The sequence below is a fragment of the Telmatospirillum sp. J64-1 genome, assembly GCF_006980715.1.
GTDB lineage: Bacteria > Pseudomonadota > Alphaproteobacteria > Rhodospirillales > Magnetospirillaceae > Oleiliquidispirillum > Oleiliquidispirillum nitrogeniifigens.
In genome coordinates, this window is record NZ_SBHN01000001.1 from 194,882 (window position 1) to 214,414 (window position 19,533).

Consider the following 19,533-nt stretch of genomic DNA (forward strand, 5'->3'; position numbering starts at 1 on the left):
CCCTTATGAAACGGTATCTGTCGTTGATTTCCGCCGCCCTGGCCGTTGCCCTGACCAACGCGGCCCCTGCCGCCGCCAATCAGACCCTGCTGAACGTTTCCTACGACCCCACGCGGGAGTTCTACCAGGAATTCAACCGCGCCTTCGCCGAACACTGGCAGGCCGAGAACGGGGAGACGGTGTCCTTTCAGATGTCGCATGGCGGGTCGGGGCGCCAGGCCCGTTCCGTTATCGACGGGTTGGAGGCCGATGTGGTGACGCTGGCCCTGGGCTATGACGTGGACGTCATCGCCGAGCGGGCCGGTCTGTTTCCCACCGACTGGCAGGCTCGCCTGCCGCATAATTCCTCGCCCTATACCTCGACCATCGTCTTCCTGGTACGCAAGGGCAATCCCAAGAACATCCAGGACTGGGACGATCTGGTGAAGCCGGGCGTCTCCATCATCACCCCCAATCCCAAGACGTCCGGCGGCGCGCGCTGGAACTATCTGGCGGCCTGGGCCTATGTCACGGCCAATGGTGGCGATCAGGCCGCGGCCGAGGCCTTCGTCGGCGACCTGTTCCGCAATGTGGCGGTCATGGACACGGGCGCGCGCGGTTCCACCACTACCTTCGCCCAGCGCGGCATCGGCGACGTTCTGCTGGCCTGGGAGAACGAGGCCTTCCTGTCCATGGCCGAAATCGGCGATGCCTTCGAGATCGTCGTGCCCTCGATTTCCATCCTGGCCGAACCGCCGGTGACGGTTGTGGACAGGGTGGTCGAGAAGAAAGGCACGCGCGAAGTCGCCGAGGCCTATCTGAACTATCTTTACTCGCCGGTCGGCCAGGAACTGGCGGCCAAGCATTACTACCGTCCCCGTGATCCGGAGATTCTGGCCAAGTATTCCGATCGCTTCCCCGAGCTGAGGCTCGTCACCATCGCCGATTTCGGTGGCTGGCAGCAGGCCCAGAAGGAGCATTTCGACGACGGCGGCATCTTCGACCGCATCTATACCGTGCGCTGAGGACAAGCCCATGGCCGCTTCCGGATTGCTTCTGACCCGTCCCACGGTCTTGCCTGGTTTCGGGCCGGCCTTGGGCTTCACCATCTTCTATCTGTCGCTGATCGTGCTGATCCCGCTTTCGGCGGTCTTCCTGATGACCGCAGGCATGGGATGGGACGCCTTCGTCGCGGCGGCCTTCAGCCCCCGCGTCCTGGCGTCCTATCGCCTCAGTTTCGGCGGGTCGCTGATTGCCGCGCTGATCAATGCGGTCTTCGGCCTGCTGGTGGCCTGGGTGCTGGTGCGCTACCGCTTTCCCGGCCGCAAGATCGTCGATGCCATGGTCGATCTGCCCTTTGCCTTGCCCACCGCCGTTGCAGGCATCGCCCTGACCGCAATCTATGCCCGCAACGGTCTGCTCGGCCAGTATCTGGAACCGATGGGACTCAAGGTCGCCTTCTCGCCCGTCGGCGTCATCGTCGCCATGGTCTTCATCGGCCTGCCCTTCGTCGTGCGCACCGTCCAGCCGGTACTGCAGGACCTGGACAAGGAGGTCGAGGAAGCGGCCACCAGCCTGGGGGCGACGCGGGTGCAGACCTTCCTGCGGGTCATTCTGCCGACCATCCTGCCCGCCTTGCTGACGGGCTTCGCCCTGGCCTTTGCCCGTGCCGTCGGCGAATACGGCTCGATCATCTTCATCGCCGGCAATATCCCGATGGTGAGCGAGATCGCGCCGCTGCTGATTGTCGTGAAGCTCGAGCAATACGATTACGCCGGGGCCACGGCCATCGCCACGGTCATGCTTGCGGTGTCCTTCCTGATGCTGCTCGCCATCAATCTGCTCCAGCGCTGGAACCGCCGGCGCCTGTCGGGCGAGTGACGGAGACAAGCCCATGACGTCTTACGCATCCTCCGCCGCAGTTCCGTTGCAGTCGGCCGTTACCCGGCTTCCCTGGCTGCGCTGGACCCTCATCGCCATCGCCCTGGCTTTCCTGTCCCTGTTCTTGGCCTTGCCGCTTTTCGCGGTCTTCGCGGAAGCCTTGCGCCATGGCTTTACCGCCTATCTTCAGGCCCTGACCGAACCGGACGCGCAGGCGGCCATTCGCTTGACCTTGCTGGTGGCGGCCATCGCCGTGCCCTGCAACCTGGTCTTCGGCGTCATCGCCGCCTGGGCCATCGCCAAGTTCGAATTCCGCGGGCGGTCCCTGCTGGTCACCTTGATCGATTTGCCGTTCTCCGTCTCGCCGGTTATCGCGGGCCTGATCTACATCATGGTCTTCGGGTTGCAGGGCTGGCTCGGCCCCTGGTTGGCGAGCCATGACATCAAGATCATCTTCGCCGTGCCGGGCATCGTGTTGGCGACGATCTTCGTCACCTTTCCCTTCGTCGCCCGCGAATTGATCCCGCTGATGGAGGAACAGGGCACCGAGGAAGAGGAAGCCGCCCTGGTGCTGGGCGCCAACGGTTTCCAGACCTTCTGGCGCGTGACCCTGCCCAATGTCAAATGGGGCCTGCTCTACGGCGTGCTGCTCTGCAATGCCCGGGCGATGGGGGAATTCGGCGCCGTCGCCGTGGTGTCAGGCCATATCCGCGGCATGACCAACACCATGCCCCTGCATGTGGAGATTCTCTACAACGAGTACATGTTCGTCGCGGCCTTCGCCGTCGCCTCGCTGCTGGCCTTGCTGGCCCTTGTCACCCTGGTGGCCAAGAGCCTGCTGGAATGGCATTTCCGTGCCGAACTCGCCGCCACGGGCGGACATTAGGAGCCTGTCATGATCGATATTCGTAACATCACCAAGGCTTATGGCGATTTCGTCGCCCTGCGCGACGTCTCGCTGGATATCCATGACGGCGAACTGGTCGCCCTGCTGGGGCCGTCGGGTTCGGGCAAGACGACGCTGCTGCGCATTATCGCCGGGCTCGATTTCGCCAATGCCGGCACCATCCGGCTGGCGGGCGAGAACGCCGCCGGCCTGTCGGTGGGCGAGCGGCGCGTCGGCTTCGTCTTCCAGCATTTCGCCCTGTTCCGCCACATGACGGTCTTCGACAATGTCGCCTTCGGCCTGACCGTGCGCAGCCGCGATACCCGTCCGCCCAAGGCGGAAATCCGCGAGAAGGTCGAGCATCTGCTGCGCATGGTGCAGCTGGAGGGATTGGCGAAGCGCTATCCCTCGCAGCTTTCCGGCGGCCAGCGCCAGCGCGTCGCCTTGGCCCGGGCGCTCGCCATCGAGCCGCGCGTGCTGCTGCTCGACGAACCCTTCGGGGCACTGGACGCCAAGGTGCGCAAGGAATTGCGCCGTTGGCTGCGCCATCTGCACGACGAGCTGAAGATCACCGGCGTCTTCGTCACCCACGACCAGGAGGAAGCCCTGGAAGTGGCCGATCGTGTGGTGGTGATGGACAAGGGGAAGATCGAACAGGTGGGAACGCCGACGGAAATCTATGACAATCCGGCATCGCCCTTCGTCTACCGCTTCCTCGGCAACGTCAATTCGCTGGCCTGCAACATCGATGCGGGCCATGTCTGGATCGGCGGGCAGAAGCTGTCGCTGCCCCAGGCCGACCGCCATGTCAGTGGTGCGGGGACGGCCTTCGTCCGGCCCCATGAACTGGACGTGGTGCGGCCCGGCCAGGGCCAGGGTCTGAGCGCACTCGTACGGCATATGGTGGTGCTGGGGCCGGTGGTCCGCGTCGAGTTGGAGGTCAATCCCGGCGAGATGATCGAAGCGGAACTGACTCGCCAGCGCCATGCCGAACTGGCCTTGCAGAGCGGCGAGCGCGTGGTCCTGGTTCCCCGCCAGGCGCAGGTCTTCCTGACCGACGACCGCCAGTACCGCGCCATCGACCCCAACCTCAACCGCCCGCATGTCATCCGCGAGACCGGGGCCAACGGGGGATGAGCCGGGTTTCCTGATCACGCTTCGACCTGCGCAATCCGGCGGAGCAGCCGTCCCAGCAGGTCGGAGCCGGTGATGATGCGGCGTTCGTCATCGCTCCAGACCAGCATGACGTCCGAGTCGATCACGTCGTCCTCGTGGCTTTCCGGCCTTACGGTCAGGCGGGTCAGAAGGCGTTCCAGGGGGATGGCGGGATCGCGGACGATCAGCGGATAGTGGCAGAGCGCCCCCGGTGTCCAGTCCGCGCCGCCGAACAGGGCGCCGGACAGGAAGGCCGGGGCGCTGAACACGCAGCGGGGCTGCCCTGCTTGATCGATGACGATGATCCATTTCTTGCCGGATCGGACGACGCGCTGCAGGAACGGGTCCTCTGGTTTCCGCGAGAAATCGGGAAAGATCGGTTCCCCTTTTACAAAGGGAAGCTGCAGGATGCTGTCCGGCGCGATGGGCTCGCCCTCCTGGGCGACGGCGATGTCGTCGAGGGCCAGGAAATTCATCGCTCCCTCGGCTTCCACGGGACCGACCTCACTTTCTCCCTTGGCGTGATGGGCGATCAGCGCGGCCAGTTCCTCTTCGCGGAACCAGGTGATGGCTTCCCGCCCGATCATCCTGTCGAGCAGGACGCCGACCGGCTTGGCCACCGGCCAGAAAAGGATGCGATAGACCTTCAGAAGGGGGGCGAACAAGGCGGCGACGCGTAGCGCGTGCTGCGAGAAATAGGCCTGGGGCAGGATTTCCGCCAGCAGGGTGATCCCGACGGTGGAAAAGAAGAAGGCGCCGATCCCGGCCAGAACGGTTTCCGTCAATAGGGTCAGCAGGACATTGACCGAGACATTGCCCCAAAGGATGGTGGCAAGCGTGTAATTGGCATCCTGCCGCAAGGCCAGGACGGTTCGCGCCTCGGCATGTCCTCTCTCGGCATCGGTTTCCAGTTGCAGGCGGCTCAGCCTGAAGATCGCCAGGTTCAGCCCCGACAGCATCGCCGACTGGCTGAGACAGAAGGCGATCCCTACCCATATCCAGATATCCGCCATGCCCGAACCCGTGTTGCTGCATTTCCTCTTCGAGGAACATCGGCAGGACGGCCCTGTTCACGGGAAAGGGACACCCTCCCGGCCTGCCCACCAACACTTTCGGAGGCACCGATGGCGCAAGAGAATGCTCGGCGCGGCTCATTCTGGGATGTCGGGACGGTTCCGGCAGTCTATCCCCGTCTGGACGGCGACCGGACCGCCGATGTGGTGGTCGTCGGCGGCGGCATCGCCGGCCTGACGGCGGCTTGGCATCTGGCCGAGGCCGGGCAGCGCGTATTGCTGCTCGAGGCGCAGCGGATCGGGCGGCAGGTCACCGGCCATTCCACCGCCAAGGTCACCACGCAGCACGGCTTGATCTATACCGACCTGATCGAGAGATTCGGAACGGAAGGGGCCTATGCCTATGCCGAGGCCAATCGTTGGGCGCTGGAGGAAATCGCCGAGACGGTCGCCCAACTCGGCATCGATTGCGCTTTCGAAAGAAAGGATGCCTATCTCTACACGGACGACGAAAGCCGCCGTCCGGAACTGGAGGCGGAAGTCGTGGCGGCCCAGCGGTTCAGGCTGCCGGCCTGCCTGGTCGAGGACCTGCCGGTTCCGGTGCCGCACAAGCTGGGCATCCGCTTTTCCGACCAAGCGCAGTTCAATCCCGTGGCCTATGCCGACGGCCTGGCGCGGGCGGTTGTCCAGGCAGGCGGGAACATCTTCGAACAGACCCGAGTGACTTCGGTCGAGGAGGGGAATCCATGCGGCGTCGTCACGGAAGGAGGCAGGATCGAGGCCGGGGCAGTGGTGCTTGCCACCAACATTCCCTTCGGTAAGACGGGCGAATTCCACAAGAAGGCGCGGCCGCGCTGCCATGTCGGCCTCGCCGCCCGCATCGCGGAGCCCTTTCCCGAAGGGATGTTCCTCAGCCTGGATTCGCCGACCCATTCCCTGCGCATGGCGCCCACCGACCAGGGGCCGGTGCTGGTCGCCATTGGCGACGGCTTCAAGCCGGGCAGCGCCGATCCTGGCGCGAAGCTACGCGCGCTGGAAACGTTCGTGAGGGAGGCCTTTTCCCTTCAGGACATCACTCATGTCTGGTGGAACGAGGATTTCGACAGCATCGACCGCGTGCCCTTCATCGGCCGCGCCTCTCGCGAGTCGGAGAATCTCTATGTCTGTACCGGCTTCTCGTCCTGGGGCTTCACCAACGGCACAGCGGCCGGCCGGATCATCTGCGACCTGATCCTGGGGCGGGAGAATGCCTGGTCCTTCCTTTTCGACGCCACCCGCGAACCCCATGGCGAGCGCCAGCGCGGCCATGACGAACCGGCGGTCCAGAAGGACCGGGACCCGAATACGCTGGCCAAAGAAGAAGCGGCCCTGATCGAGAAAGGAGAGCAGATTCTGGCCGCCTACCGGGACGAGGCGGGCGAACTGCATATCCGATCTGCTGCTTGCACCCATCTGGGCTGCACATTGGCCTGGAACGGCGTGAACAGGACCTGGAATTGTCCCTGCCACGGTTCGGCCTTTGATTATCGCGGCAAATTGGTTCACGGACCGGCGGTCAAGGACCTGGAACCGGTCGATGCTGGTCAAGGTCGTGGCGGCGCATGATTTTCATCTGGCCGTCGGAAGGCGCCGGAAATCCGGGCCGCCTTAGGAAACACTCACCTTTGACCGGCTTGTCATCTGCCGGAGAGTCATCCGGAGATGACTCCCTTAGGCAGCGATGTCCGTGCGGGTGGACGGCTTGTCGTCATTGGCGGTGGCGTAGCCGGCCTTGTCGTCTTCGCGCTTGCTGCCGTTGAAGTGGCTGTTGACCACCGAACCGATGTCATCGCGGCTCAGGCCCATATCGGCCAGTTCGCGGTCGGACAGGCTCATGAGGCGGTTGGTCATGGCGCGCATTTCGAGGGCTTCGTTGATCACGCCGAAAATGGCGGCGAAGAAAGCCCCGGTCTTGACGACGCCGGTCTTGACCATCTTGGCGAAAAAGGCAGCCCGCATGTGATGGGCTTTCCGCAAGGTGGCTTCGATTTCCTCGTAGGAGGGATGAACGAAAGTCGACATAAGTGGAACTCCATGAATTGTCTTTGCACAGAAGAAATAGTCATTTCGTGCAGAATGAGCAGCTGCATTGCTGCAACGCAGCAATGCATATCCTTCATGCCCCCGCCTCCGGGTGCTTCTGATGCCCGATGACCGGCCCTCCGCGCCCCTGGTCCCGTCTCTTGACCGAACCGCCCCGGGACGGGCAAGCCTTCTGGATCTGCCCGATGCCGCTCTTGCCGTGGTGCTGGCCGATTGGGCGCGGAAATCCTCGAAAGGCCTGTGTTTCGTCACTGCGTCGGAAGAGCGGAGCGAGCAGCTTGCCCGCATGATTAGGGGCCTTGTTCCCTCGCTGAAGACCTTGTTCCTGCCCGGCTGGGATTCCCTGCCTTACGACCGCGTGCGACCGTCGCCCGCAATCATCGGGCAGCGCATGGTCACGCTGGCGGAACTGGCCGAGGCTCCCGCCTCCGGCGGATGGCTGCTGACGACCACCATCGGCGGATTGCTGCGCAGGGTCCCGGCGAGGGCGGTCCTGGCGCAGCAGCAGATAAGGCTGCAGGTGGGGGAGAAGCTGGAGCAGGAGGCATTGCGGGGCGCGTTTGAAGCCTTCGGATATGTCCTGGATGACCGGGTCGATCTTTGCGGCGAGGCGGCCTTTCGCGGGAATGTCATCGACATCTTTCCCGCCGGTTCCGGACAGCCCTTTCGCATCGATGTGGCGGAGGACAGGATTGCCGCCTTACGCCGATATGACGCGCTCAGCCAAAGAACGGAGCGGGAGGTGGCGGAGGTGACCATCCGGCCCGTCAAGGAAAGGCTGGAACAGGACGGAGAGGCCGCCTCGCCCGAGACAGTGTTCGATTACATCCCAGAGGCGGTCTTCGTCTGCGACAGGGATATGGAAGAGCATCTGGCCGTTTTCCGGGGGCTCGTCCAGGACGCCTATCAGACGCGGCTGACGCTGCGCGCGGCGGGGCAGGCGCGTCGGGCACCCAAGAAACCCGAGACGGTTTTCCTGACGGAAGACGAAATCGCGGATGCCTTATCCGGGACGGTCAGGATCGACGTGCTGGAAGAAGGTGAGGCCGAGCATCGCGTCGCGACGGAGCCGCTTCCGTCTTTCCGGTCCCAGCCACGCCCGCTCGCGGCGGCCTTCGAGCATATCCGCCAGGTTCTGGATGCGGGGGACAAGGTCGTGCTGGCGGCGGCAAATCGCCGGGGCCTGGAGCAATTGGCGCGGCAGGCGGAGCGTTCCCTCGATAGGGAGGTGGTCCGTCCGGAAGATATCTTCGCCGTCCTCGAAATGCCGGGGCCGGTCGTGGCGGCCCTGCGGGCCGACATGCCGCAAGGCGTGAAGCTGCCGGGGGTGTGCCTCGTTTCGTCGGTGGACATCGTCCCCCGTACCGGCCGCAGACCCCAACATGTCTTCCATCCCGATGTTCTGGAGACCGGGGATATCGTGGTTCACACCGAACACGGCCTGGGACGGCTGACTGGATTGCAGACCGTCGAGGGAGGAATGGTCGCTGAAGATGCGTTCGAGCTGGAATTCGCCGGGGAGGACAAGCTTCTTGTGCCGATCCAGGAGATCCATAAGCTGTGGCGTTATGGCTCCGCGCTGACGGATGTCCCGCTCGACCGTCTGGGCAGTTCCCGTTGGCAGGAACGGAAAGCGCAGGTGGAGGCGGAACTGGCGCAATCCGCCAAGGCCCTGGCCGAGCTTGTGCGCGAGCGCCAGTCGAAGAAGGTCGCACCCATCGCCGTGCCGCAGCAAGCCTATGCGCGCTTCGCCGGGCGGTTCCGCTATCCCCTGACCGCCGATCAGGCAAACGCCATCGAGGCGGTGCTGGACGACCTGCGTTCCGGCCACCTGATGAACCGCCTGGTCTGCGGCGATGTGGGCTTCGGCAAGACGGAAGTGGCCCTGCGGGCGGCGGCGGCCGTCGCCCTGAGCGGCCAGCAGGTGGCGCTGATTGCCCCCACCACGTTGCTGGCCCGCCAGCATTTCGAGACCTTCCGTCGGCGCTTTTCAGGTCTGGGCATTCGTGTCGGCCTGTTGTCCGGCACGGTTTCCGCAGCGGAGGCGAGCGAGGTGCGGGCGGGGCTGAAGGACGGTACCATCCAGGTGGCGGTGGGGACCCATGCCCTGCTCTCGCGGCAGGTCGCCTTCAAGTCCCTGGGTTTGCTGGTCATCGACGAGGAACAGCGCTTCGGGACGCAGCAGAAGGAAAAGCTGAAGCAGCATGGCCAGAAGCTGCATGTGCTGACCCTGACGGCAACGCCCATCCCCAGAACCTTGCAGGGGGCGCTGTCGGGCCTGCAGGATCTGAGCGTGATCGCGACCCCGCCCGTCCGCCGCCTTCCCGTACGGACGGTGGTGATGCCGTTCGACCCCTTGGTCTTGCGTCAGGCTTTGATGCGCGAACACAGCCGGGGCGGACAGAGCTTCGTCGTCTGTCCGCGCATCGCGGATATCCCGGCGCTCGAAGCGCGGCTACACGAACTGGTCCCGGAACTGGACCTGGGGATCGTCCATGGCAGGATGGCGGCCGTCGCGCTCGAAGAGGTGATGATCGCCTTTGCCGAGGGGGCGCTCGACATCCTGCTCTCGACGAATGTGGTCGAAACGGGACTCGACGTTCCTTGCGCGAATACCATGATCATCTGGCGACCGGACCATTTCGGCCTGGCGCAGTTGCACCAGTTGCGCGGCCGTGTCGGGCGCGGCCACGTCCGGGCATCGGTCTATCTTTTCCATGATCCGGAGCATCCACCCCCCGAGGCCAGCCTCAAGCGGCTGCATATGCTGGAGGAGATGGAGGCTCTCGGTTCCGGTTTCGCCATCAGTGCCCAGGACCTCGACCAGCGGGGAGCGGGCGAGCTTCTGGGCGCCGAGCAGGCGGGGCATGTCTCCGTCCTGGGGACGGAATTGTACCAGCATCTGCTGCGGCAGGCGTTGCGCAGCGTCAAGGGGGAGAGCGGGCACCCACCGGCGGATGCCGTCCTGCATGTCCCGGTCGAGGCGAGGTTGCCGCAGGACTATGTCCCCGACGACGTGGTGCGGCTGCGGCTCTACCGGCGCCTGATGCGCCTTGAGCATGAGGAGGAGGTTGCGGATTTCCTGGAAGAGATGGAGGACCGCTTCGGTCCCGTTCCGCCGCAACTGGAAGCCCTGGGCCGGTTGAAACGCCTGAAGCTGCGCTGCGGCAGGGCAGGGATCGCGCGGGTGGAAATCGGCCCCCAGGCCATCGCCGTGACGCTGGACGAAAACAGTCCGGCGGCCCGCCGCTTCGAAACACGGGCCGCCGGAGAGGATTTCGCGAAGAAGAATGGCCGCCTGATCAAGCCTTTGGAAGGCCGGGACGGCCTGGAGGTGCTGGAAGAAATGGTGGGGCGGCTGCCGGAATAGCGGCCGCCCCTTCTTCCCCTACTCTTCAGGCTGCCCTGTCAGTCATAGGTCAGGTCGCGCGCCTTCCCCCGGAAGACCCAATAGGAGAAGGCGGTGTAACCGGCGATGACCGGGAAGACGATCATGGCGCCGACGAACAGGATCATCAGGCTTTCGGGGGCGCTTGCTGCCTCATAGAGCGTCAGCTGGTTGGGCACGACATAGGGATAGAAGGAATAGGCCAGCCCGATGAATGCCAGGGTGAACAAGCCCATTCCGGCGACAAAGGGAATCCACTGCGGAATCTGCGAATCGTGGGGCATCCGCCGCAGAAGATAGACCAGGGCGCCGAACACCAGCCCGGCGAGCAGGGGCAGCGGTGCCAGCAGGATGATCTGCGGCATGGCGAACCACTTCTCGTAGATGCGCGCGCTGACCAGCGGCGAGGCGATGGAGATGGCGATGAAGCCGATCGCCAGCATGATGACCGCGCCCTTGGCGAGATGCAGGGCCCTTTGCTGCAACGCCCCTTCCGTCTTGATGATCAGCCAGCAGGCGCCGATGAATGCATAGCCGCCGACGACGCAGACGGAAATCAGCGCGGCGAAGGCCATGGTCGCCGGGCTTTGTTCCAGCCCCATGACGTAGAGGCCCAGCATGTAGCCCTGGGTCAGGGCGGTCAGCAGTGAACCGGCGAAGAAGGCCCGGTTCCAGTACTGCTTGTGGGCGCTCTTGACCTTGGCCCGGAATTCGAAGGCGACCCCTCTGAGGATCAGGCCGACCAGCATCAGGGCGACCGGCAGGTAGAGGGCCGAGAGGATCACGCCATGGGCCAGGGGGAAGGCGACGAGCAGCAATCCGGCGGCCATCACCAGCCAGGTTTCGTTGGCATCCCAGAAGGGGCCGATGGAGGCGATCATGCGGTCCTTGTCCTGGTCGGACGCACCGGCGAACAGGATGCCGATCCCCAGGTCGTAGCCGTCAAGGATGACATAGACGAGGATCGACAGGCCCATCAGGATCGCGAAGGCCAAAGGCAGCCATTGGGCGGAATCAGCAAAGATGGTCATGATCAACGCTCCGCCTGCAATGCAACGACACCGGCTGCCGGTTCCGCCGCCTGGGGTGTCTCGGTCCCCGACGAGGTTCCCTTCCTGGCGAGATAGAAGATCACGCTGATATAGGCCAGGAGCAGCAGCGCATAGGTCACGAGATAAAGCGTCAGGGTGGTGGAAATCATCGAGGCCGGGACCGCGCTTGCGGCATCGGCGGTCTTCAGGACACCGCTGACCAGCCAGGGCTGGCGGCCGATCTCGGTGACATACCAGCCTGCCAGGGTGGCGATCCAGCCCGAGAAGGTCATGGCGACGAAGCCGCGCGCCATCCAGGGCGTGATCTCCTTCTTGCGCCACAGCGTCAGCGTCGCCAGCCAGGACAGGCACAACATCGCCATGCCGACGCCCACCATGATGCGGAAGGCGAAGAAGACCGGCGCGACGGGCGGATGGGCACCCTCGAAATCGTTCAGGCCCGGCACCACGCCGTCGGCGCTGTGACGCAGGATCAGGCTGGCGCCATTGGGCACGGCCAGTTCGAAGCGGTTCTCCCGCGCCGTCTCGTCGGGCAGGGCGAACAGGACCAGGGGGACATGGCCGCCCGTCTCCCAATTGGCCTCGATGGCCGCGACCTTCTGCGGCTGGTGTTCCAGGGTGTTCAGCCCGTGCAGGTCTCCGACCACGACTTGGACCGGCGTCAGCACCGCCGCCGTCAGGATGCCGCTCACCAGGGCGGCGCGGACCGCCGGGCTGCGGTCGCCGCGCAGCCAGCGATAGGCCGACACGCCCGCGATCAGGAAAGCCGCGGTCAGGCCCGAGGCGATTAGCATATGGGTGAAGCGGTAGGGGAAGGAGGGGTTGAAGATGATCGCCAGCCAATCCATGGCATGGGCGACGCCGTCGCGCATTTCAAATCCGGCTGGCGTGTGCATCCAGGAACTCAGCACCAGGATCCAGAAGGCGGACATCAAAGTGCCGATGGCGACCAGGAAGGTGGCCAGGGTATGGATCCGGTTCGAGACCCGGCGGAAGCCGAACAGCATGATCCCCAGGAAGGATGCCTCCAGGAAGAAGGCCGTCATGATCTCGTAGCCGAGCAGGGGACCGGCGATGTTGCCGACCGTCTTCATGAAGCCGGGCCAGTTCGTGCCGAACTGGAAGCTCATGACGATCCCCGACACCACCCCCATCGCGAAGGACAGGGCGAAGATCTTCACCCAGAACCGGTAGACATCCATCCATTTCATGTCGCCGGTGCGGTTGTAGAGCAGCTTGAAGCCCAACAACATCCAGCTGAGCGCGATGGTGATGGTGGGGAAAAGGATGTGGAACGAAATATTCGCAGCGAACTGGCTGCGGGCGAGCATGAGAGCGTCCATGACTAGCCATTCTCCTCCGCGTCCTTGCGGGCGCGGCCGCCCGGCAAGGTGAACAGGCGGTCCTTGACCTCGAGGACCTTCTGGACCTTCGACCCCAGGGTCAGCAATTGGATCAGGCGCTCAGTTTCGAGACGGCGCACATCCGCATACCAGTTGTCCAAGGTCTCGATCAGGTCATGCATCTCGCGCATGCGCTCTTGCGCGTGGCGCTCCTCCTCGCTTCCCGGCGATTGCATGAGGAGCTCGCGCAGCATGGACAAGGTGGGGTCGATCTCGCGCTTCTTCCGCTCTTCGGCGAGGATGCGGACGATCGCCCAGACGTCGCCGGGAGTGGTGAAGTGGTCCCGGCGGTCGCCGGGCATGTGTTTCATCAGGGCGAGGTTCCAGGACTGAAGCTCCTTCAGCCCCATGCTGACATTGGAGCGGGAGAAGCCAAGCGTCTCGGAGATTTCTTCCGCATTCAGCGGGCGCGGGGCCACGAAGAGCAGCGCGTAAATCTGCCCCACTGTCCGATTGATACCCCATCGGCTGCCCATTTCACCGAAATGCAGGACAAAAGACTGGATGAGCGGCGGCATATCCATAAGTTTATTCCGGTTATTTCAGTATTTTCTGAAATATACGAACTTGCAGAACAAGGCGCAAGCTCTCCTCCGGACAACTCGTTCCGGAGGAAATGACACCGGCAACTTATGCGTTTCTTTCGGCGACCTTCGGAAACGAGAGGGGGATGGCGCCGCGACGGCATGGGGAGGAGGGAATACTGTCAGACATTGCCGCAGCGCCGCAGGAATTACCTTTGTAAAAGTAGGGCCTTCTGGCTGTTCAGGATCCGCAGGGCGGCGCAGGCGGCTCCATAGCCGTTGTCGATATTCACCACGACGACGCCTGGGGCGCAGCTGGACAAGGCGGCGTCCAGGGCTGCGCGGCCGCCCTCGGCGACGCCATAGCCCACCGATGTCGGCACGGCGATGACGGACCCGGGCACCAATCCCGCCACGACGCTGGGCAGGGCGGCATCCATGCCCGCGAAGACCAGCAGCACCGACATCTTCCGCAGCCCCTCCACTTCCTCCAGCAGGCGCCATAGGCCGGCCACGCCGACATCCGCCACGACCGCCGCCGGAATGCCGGAATAGGCCAATGTCCGCCGGGCCTCGGCGGCGACGCGGGCATCGGAGGTGCCGGCGGTGACGAGCGCGATTTCCGGAGGCGAGTCGGGAAGGCTCAGCTCGCCCAGGATGGCGGTTTGGGACAGCGGATCGTAATCCAGCAGGGCGCGGACATGTTCCGGCTGTTCGGCCATCATCTGCGGCGTCAGCCTTGTAAGCAGAAGGCGCCGTCCCTCCGCCGCCGCGTCCTCGACGATGGCCGCGACGCGCTCGGCGGTCTTGGATTGCGCGAAGACGGCCTCTTCGAGACCGATACGGCCGATGCGTGCCTTGTCGAAGCGTACTCCTTGCTCATCCAGCATGATTGAACGCGCTCCCTTGTTGATAGGCTTCCAGGCGTAGCGATGCGGCATGGGCGCCATGAGTTTCCGCGAGACGGCGGGCTTCCGTTTCCAGCGCCCGCCTCTGTTCGTCCGACATGCGCGCCAGCAGGGTGCTGTCCACTTCCAGCGCGAGGCCCCCAGCGCGGACGCGGCAACGCAGGGTCACGGGGCCGAGGCGGTCCCGCATCCTCCGTTCGACGGCTTCGATCATCCGCAGGATTTGCGGATCGATCCGCAGCCCGGTCTCGACGCGGCTGGCGAGGCAGGGGCTGGAGGGCAGTTCGGCGATATCCGGCAGGCCGAGTTGCCGGGCCAGACTGCGCACGGCGGCCTTGTCCATTCCGGCCTCGACATAGGGATGGACCACGCCATGGTCCTTCGCCGCCGCCAGGCCCGGCCGGAAATCGCCGAGGTCGTCCCGATTGGTTCCGGACATGATGACGGCACCCCTGCCGTCCAGTTGGCGGGCGATCGCACCATAAAGATTGGTCTTGCAGTGAAAGCAGCGGTGCAGGGGATTGCGCAGGTAGTCGGGATCGGAGAATTCTCCGGCATCGATGATGTGCAGCATTATGCCTTCCTTGTCGGCATGGTGCTGCACGCGCTCGGTCGCCTCGCGGGGCACGGCGGGGGAAACGGCGTGGTAGGCCGCCACGCCGCCTTTTCCCGCCCGCAGCCTTTGGGCGGTGACGGCGAGGGTGAGGCTGTCGACGCCGCCGCTGACGGCGATGGCCAGCCGGTCGGGACGGGTGAGGATCGAAGCAAGAGTCTCCATCATTCCGCCCCCTCCCTTTCGGCCTGGGCGCGGACCCGCTGGCGCGTCCGATGGGTGGTCGCCAGGGCGGCCAGATCATCCGCCTCGGCCTTGACGGTTTCGCCCTGGGGGCGCTGCGCCGTCTTGATCCTCACCGTTCCGGCCTCCGTCTCCGCCGATCCGTGACGGCGGGGAAGGGTGGAGCGCAGCACTTCGTGGCAGCGCACCCCCAGAGTCGTCGTCTGGGCGAAGAAAGCCGACAGCAGGTTCTCATAGGCGCCGGGCCGGCTCAGGACCTCGACCCGGATCACGAAGCGCCCCTTCTTGCCCTGGACGGTGGAGGTCGTGACATCGACCACGCCCGGCAGGCCGCGCAGGACATCGACGGCGATGGCGATGTCTTCAGGAGTCTGGTCGTCGAGGTCGACCGCCGCGCATAGCAGCCTTTCCCATTGTGCTTCCGGCGCCGGGGCAGGGGCCTCCAGCACCGTCAGGCGCAGGGCGTTGAGGGTACGGGGCAGGTTCCGCATGCCAAGGCCGGTGCCGGTTCCCTTCAAACGCCCGGCCAGGCCGCCGCCGAAGGTGCAACCGAGATGCCGCAGGATCGCCGCCCCGGTGGGCGTCACCCGCTCGCCGCTCAGGCCGTCGTCATGGACGGGCATCCCGCGCAGGAGGAGGGCGGTCGCCGGGGCTGGAACCGGGACGATGCCATGATCCGTCCGCACGCTGCCGCTTCCCATGGGCAAGGACCCGCAGAACCAGGAGACCTCGCCCAGGCTGTCGATGAGGACGGCCGCCGCCACGACATCGATCAGGGAATCCCAGGCGCCGACCTCATGGAAGACGACATGTTCGGTGCTGGTGCCATGCACCTCCGCCTCGGCCTCGGCCAGCAGGCGGTAGATGTCCAATGCCCGCCGCCGCGCGCCTTCGCCGATGGTAGACTCTTCGATGCGGCCGCAGATCTCGCGATAGGAAGAATGGGAATGATGGCCGTGCCCGGGCGTTTCGACGTGGAAGCGTTTGCCCTGGAAGCCGGACACCACTGTCTGCTCGATGCGCCACGAAACATGCGGCGGCAGGGCGAGGGAGGCGAGGGCGCGAGTCAGTGCTTCCTCGCGTTCGGGGAAGGCGTCGAGCAATGCCGCCACCATCATGTCTCCCGCGACTCCACCCAGCGGGTCGAGTCGAATGGCCAGATTATCCTTCATAAGCGGACTCCTGCAAAGCGATGAACCGCCGGGCAGTGCTGCCTCGGCTACAGCCGGAGAGGAGCGCGGGATGCTGCGGCCTGGACCCTGCCGCATGGACCCGAAGCGACGTTCCCTGTTAGGTCGAGATGGCTTGCTTGTCTGCTTTTGTTGCCATATTGTCAGATTAACATACAAATTCACGCCACGCGCGTTCTTTCTGTCGGAGGTGGCGGAAAATTAATGCAGCGATCAAGCTGCGGGAGGGAACAAGATGGCCATAAGCACGACATTCCCAGTTGTTAATTTTCCTCACCTCTCCGAGGTGCAGCTTCCCCTGGTGGCGCCGGTCAGGCTGTATCACCGGGAAGGACAGCCCATCACCGATATCGCCGGGCGCACCCGGCAGATCGTCCGCTCGGCGGCCCGGCTCCAGGCTCTCGCCCCCGGCGCCAGTGTGGCGATCGGCGTGGGCAGCCGCGGCATTTCCGCCGTTTCCGAGATCGTCGCGGCCGTCGTGGCCGAATTGAAGGCTATGGGGCTTCAGCCTTTCATCGTCCCGGCGATGGGCAGCCATGGGGGCGGAACGGCGGAAGGCCAGGAAGCCGTACTGGCGAAGCTGGGCGTGCGGGAGGAAACCGTCGGGGCGCCGGTGCGGGCCACCATGGAGGTGGTGGATTACGGCAAGACGCGCGACGGCATCGACTGCAAGTTCGACGGCAATGCCGCCGGGGCCGATGGCATCATCGTCATCAACCGCGTGAAATCGCACACTACCTTCGACCGCCCGATCGAAAGCGGCCTGACCAAGATGGTCGCCGTCGGTTTCGGCAAGGCGGAAGGCGCGCGGCGGGTCCACAAGCTGGGGCCGCGCGGCCTGCGCGACGTCCTGCCGGAACTGGCGTCGATCGCCCTGCGCAATGCGCCGATCGCACTCGGCATCGCCCTGGTCGAGGATTCCCACAAGCGCATCGTCTGCCTGGAAGGGGCGGCGCCGGAGGAGTTCCATACCACAGACGAACGCCTTCTCGTCGAGGCCAAATCCTATCTTGCCCGCTTGCCCTTCGAGCAGCTGGATGTCCTGATCGTCGAGCGGATCGGCAAGGAGATCAGCGGAACGGGGATGGATTATGCCGTTTCGGGACGCACCGATATCCGGGGCGTGCCCAATCCGCCCGCACCCTTCATCCACAAGATCGGCGTCCTGAACCTGACAAAGGAGACGGGCGGGAATTCCATCGGCCTGGGCGTGGCGGATTTCACCACGAAGGCCGCCGCCGATGCCGTCGACTTCCGTTCCACCTATATGAACGCCCTGACGGCGGCGCTGGTCGAGAAGTCGCGGATTCCCGTCGTCCTGCCCACCGAGCGCGACGTCATCGCCGCCGCCGTGACGACCTCCTGGGTACTCAACGACAGCGATGCCAGGTTCTGCCTGATCGCCTCGACCATGCATCTGGACGAGATCCTGGTTTCCCCCGCGGTGCTTCGGGACCTGCCGATCGCCGGAAAGGCCGAACAGATCGGGGATCTTCGCCCCCTGGCCTTCGACGATGCGGGCCGGCTGCGCGACTCCTTGTGGGCGAGGTTCACGGGAAAAGAGTGAGGGCTGCCGCTGCAGCCTTGCCGTCCTCTCGCCTCTGTGGGCCGAAGCTGCCATACTCCGGCACGGATGCAGCTTCGGCCCGTTGGAAAGGATGCCGCCATGGAAACGCAGGAAATCTACCGGGGACGCCTGATCGATCACATCCAGCTCGTGGTGCGGGACCTGGCGGCCAGCCGCCGCTTCTACGAGGCGGTCCTGGCCGAACTCGGCATTCCCCTGGGCGGTGCCGCGGAGGATTACTTCTGGGTGGACGAGCTGTTCGTCTCGACCGCCGATAGCCCGGCGGCGCAAGGGGCACTGACCGGCCGCCACCATCTCGCCTTCCAGGCCAAGGACCGCGCGATGGTCGATGCCTTCTACAAGGCCGGTCTCCAGAATGGCGGCCGGGATAACGGCAAGCCGGGCCAGCGCCCCTATCATCCCGGCTATTACGGGGCCTTCCTGCTCGACCCGGATGGTAACAACATCGAGGCCGTCTATCATGGCGAGGCAAATCGCAGCGCCGAGGCGATAAAGGTCACCTTCTGAACCGCCCTTGGGCGGAGGGCGCCCAAGGGCGGCCGAACTTGTCAAACATATTTGGCATCCGGGAGGCCCCACAAGGCGCGCGGATTTTCGAGATGTATTCTCAAATCTCGCGCGCCCCTACCCGATGGCACCCTAGCCTATTGTAATGTTGCCTGACTTATATAAGACGTGTACCCTGCGCTTTCCCACTGGCGGTTGCAGGGAGGGCGTCCATGAAAAAAGAGAGCATTGCCCAAGCCGACCTCACCCGGTCGGTCATTTCAGTACCCCCGCTGGCTCTGAATGCCGATTTCAGCCTGAACGAGGCCGAGAACCGCCGCCTGATCGAATGGATGCATGCGGGCGGTGTCACCACCTATCTCTACGGCGGCAACGCCAATCTCTATAATTACGGCGCGGCGGATTTTCCGGCATTGCTGGACATGCTGGAACGCATCTGCCCCGAGGACGGGTGGATGATCCCATCCGTGGGGGCGGATTACGGCAAGGCCCTGGATCAACTCAGGCTTCTGCGCGACCGGGATTTCCCCACTGCGATGGTCCTGCCGCTGACCTTTCCGTCCACCAGCCAAGGATTGGCGACCGGCCTGCGGCGCTTGGCCGATGCCTATGGGCGCCAGTTGATTGCCTATATCAAGACCGAGGATTTCCTGGCTCCGAAAGACCTGGCCGCCCTTTTCGCGGACGGAGTGCTGTGCTCCGTCAAATATGCGGTCGTCCGCGAGCAGCCCTCCCATGACCCTTATCTCGCCGCCCTGGTCGATGCCGCCGGCAGCGACCGCATCGTCAGCGGCATCGGCGAACGCCCGGTGATCGACCATGTGCAGGGCTTCGGCCTGACCGGCTTCACCTCCGGTTCGGTCTGCCTGGCGCCGCGCCTGTCCACCGCAATCCTGCATGCCCTGCGGGACGGAGAGGTGGAGAAAGCTGCGCAGCTGCGCGAGATGTTCCTGCCGCTGGAAGACCTGCGCGACGCCCATTCGCCGATCCGCGTCCTGCATGCGGCGGTGCGTCTGGGCGGTGTCGCCGATACCGGGCCGATGATGCCCTTCCTGTCGGAATTGGACGATCCGGCGGTGCTGGACCGCATTGCGGCGGCGGCCACGGCACTGCGGCAGGCCGACCAATCCCCTGCCGGGGCCGCGCTGCCGGTATGACCCGGCCTCTCTTCGTCCTGCAAG

At 64.7% G+C, this 19,533-nt stretch carries 17 protein-coding genes; 9 read left to right on the forward strand and 8 right to left on the reverse strand.

What is annotated here, in order from left to right:
* The first annotated feature begins 5 nt into the window (after positions 1-5).
* Genes EPD66_RS00915 through EPD66_RS00930 form a run of 4 tightly spaced genes read left to right on the forward strand, consistent with a single transcriptional unit; the run spans position 6 to position 3,883 of the window.
* Positions 6-1,004 (forward strand): sulfate ABC transporter substrate-binding protein, encoded by a 999-nt coding sequence (locus EPD66_RS00915; RefSeq protein ID WP_142846374.1) that lies wholly within the window; start codon positions 6-8, stop codon positions 1,002-1,004.
* A 10-nt stretch (positions 1,005-1,014) separates the two neighbouring features.
* Positions 1,015-1,860 (forward strand): sulfate ABC transporter permease subunit CysT, encoded by an 846-nt coding sequence (gene cysT, locus EPD66_RS00920; RefSeq protein ID WP_142846377.1) that lies wholly within the window; start codon positions 1,015-1,017, stop codon positions 1,858-1,860.
* A 13-nt stretch (positions 1,861-1,873) separates the two neighbouring features.
* A complete protein-coding gene (cysW, locus tag EPD66_RS00925; RefSeq protein ID WP_142846379.1) occupies positions 1,874-2,746 on the forward strand; it encodes a sulfate ABC transporter permease subunit CysW in 873 nt (290 codons plus the stop codon).
* A gap of 9 nt (positions 2,747-2,755) precedes the next feature.
* Complete coding sequence (locus EPD66_RS00930; protein ID WP_142846381.1) at positions 2,756-3,883, forward strand: sulfate/molybdate ABC transporter ATP-binding protein; 1,128 nt, start codon at positions 2,756-2,758, stop codon at positions 3,881-3,883.
* A 14-nt stretch (positions 3,884-3,897) separates the two neighbouring features.
* Here EPD66_RS00930 and EPD66_RS00935 read toward each other — a convergent pair whose 3' ends face one another.
* Entirely contained in the window at positions 3,898-4,914 is a 1,017-nt protein-coding gene (locus EPD66_RS00935; protein ID WP_142846383.1) for a DUF21 domain-containing protein, read from the reverse strand.
* Between the two features lie 111 nt (positions 4,915-5,025).
* Between EPD66_RS00935 and EPD66_RS00940 the strand changes: the two genes are divergently transcribed.
* Entirely contained in the window at positions 5,026-6,519 is a 1,494-nt protein-coding gene (locus EPD66_RS00940; RefSeq protein ID WP_142846385.1) for an FAD-dependent oxidoreductase, read from the forward strand.
* Between the two features lie 105 nt (positions 6,520-6,624).
* On the opposite strand, the gene EPD66_RS24310 is transcribed toward EPD66_RS00940, so the two are convergent.
* A complete protein-coding gene (locus EPD66_RS24310) occupies positions 6,625-6,975 on the reverse strand; it encodes a DUF1127 domain-containing protein (protein WP_221930825.1) in 351 nt (116 codons plus the stop codon).
* 121 nt (positions 6,976-7,096) lie between these two features.
* On the opposite strand from EPD66_RS24310, the gene EPD66_RS00950 reads away from it, so the two are divergent.
* Complete coding sequence (locus tag EPD66_RS00950) at positions 7,097-10,366, forward strand: DEAD/DEAH box helicase (RefSeq protein ID WP_142846387.1); 3,270 nt, start codon at positions 7,097-7,099, stop codon at positions 10,364-10,366.
* Between the two features lie 38 nt (positions 10,367-10,404).
* Here the strand turns inward: EPD66_RS00950 and EPD66_RS00955 are convergent, their stop codons facing one another.
* From EPD66_RS00955 to EPD66_RS00980, 6 genes are all read right to left on the reverse strand, one after another.
* Positions 10,405-11,415 (reverse strand): cytochrome d ubiquinol oxidase subunit II, encoded by a 1,011-nt coding sequence (locus EPD66_RS00955; protein WP_142846389.1) that lies wholly within the window; start codon positions 11,413-11,415, stop codon positions 10,405-10,407.
* A 2-nt stretch (positions 11,416-11,417) separates the two neighbouring features.
* The gene (locus EPD66_RS00960) at positions 11,418-12,779 is read right to left on the reverse strand and encodes a cytochrome ubiquinol oxidase subunit I (protein WP_142846391.1); all 1,362 of its coding nucleotides are present in this window, start codon (positions 12,777-12,779) and stop codon (positions 11,418-11,420) included.
* Positions 12,780-12,781: 2 nt separating this feature from the next.
* A complete protein-coding gene (locus EPD66_RS00965; RefSeq protein ID WP_142846393.1) occupies positions 12,782-13,363 on the reverse strand; it encodes a GbsR/MarR family transcriptional regulator in 582 nt (193 codons plus the stop codon).
* Positions 13,364-13,572: 209 nt separating this feature from the next.
* Positions 13,573-14,253 carry a nickel pincer cofactor biosynthesis protein LarB gene (larB, locus tag EPD66_RS00970; RefSeq protein WP_142846395.1) on the reverse strand — a complete coding sequence of 227 codons (681 nt, stop codon included), beginning with the start codon at positions 14,251-14,253 and terminating at the stop codon, positions 13,573-13,575.
* Positions 14,243-15,052, reverse strand: coding sequence for an adenine nucleotide alpha hydrolase (locus EPD66_RS00975; RefSeq protein ID WP_142846397.1), 810 nt, complete (start codon positions 15,050-15,052; stop codon positions 14,243-14,245). Before EPD66_RS00975 ends, larB begins: the two co-directional genes overlap by 11 nt.
* Positions 15,049-16,239 carry a LarC family nickel insertion protein gene (locus EPD66_RS00980; protein ID WP_185961187.1) on the reverse strand — a complete coding sequence of 397 codons (1,191 nt, stop codon included), beginning with the start codon at positions 16,237-16,239 and terminating at the stop codon, positions 15,049-15,051. The genes EPD66_RS00975 and EPD66_RS00980 overlap by 4 nt, the downstream gene beginning before the upstream one ends.
* Before the next feature lie 253 nt (positions 16,240-16,492).
* On the opposite strand from EPD66_RS00980, the gene EPD66_RS00985 reads away from it, so the two are divergent.
* The 3 genes from EPD66_RS00985 to EPD66_RS00995 all read left to right on the forward strand — a co-directional run bounded on the left by EPD66_RS00985 (position 16,493) and on the right by EPD66_RS00995 (position 19,509).
* Positions 16,493-17,824: a lactate racemase domain-containing protein gene (locus tag EPD66_RS00985; RefSeq protein WP_142846401.1), complete on the forward strand. Its 1,332-nt coding sequence runs from the start codon at positions 16,493-16,495 to the stop codon at positions 17,822-17,824.
* A 99-nt stretch (positions 17,825-17,923) separates the two neighbouring features.
* Entirely contained in the window at positions 17,924-18,352 is a 429-nt protein-coding gene (locus tag EPD66_RS00990; RefSeq protein WP_142846403.1) for a VOC family protein, read from the forward strand.
* Positions 18,353-18,564: 212 nt separating this feature from the next.
* Positions 18,565-19,509, forward strand: coding sequence for a dihydrodipicolinate synthase family protein (locus tag EPD66_RS00995; RefSeq protein WP_142846405.1), 945 nt, complete (start codon positions 18,565-18,567; stop codon positions 19,507-19,509).
* Positions 19,510-19,533: the final 24 nt, after the last annotated feature.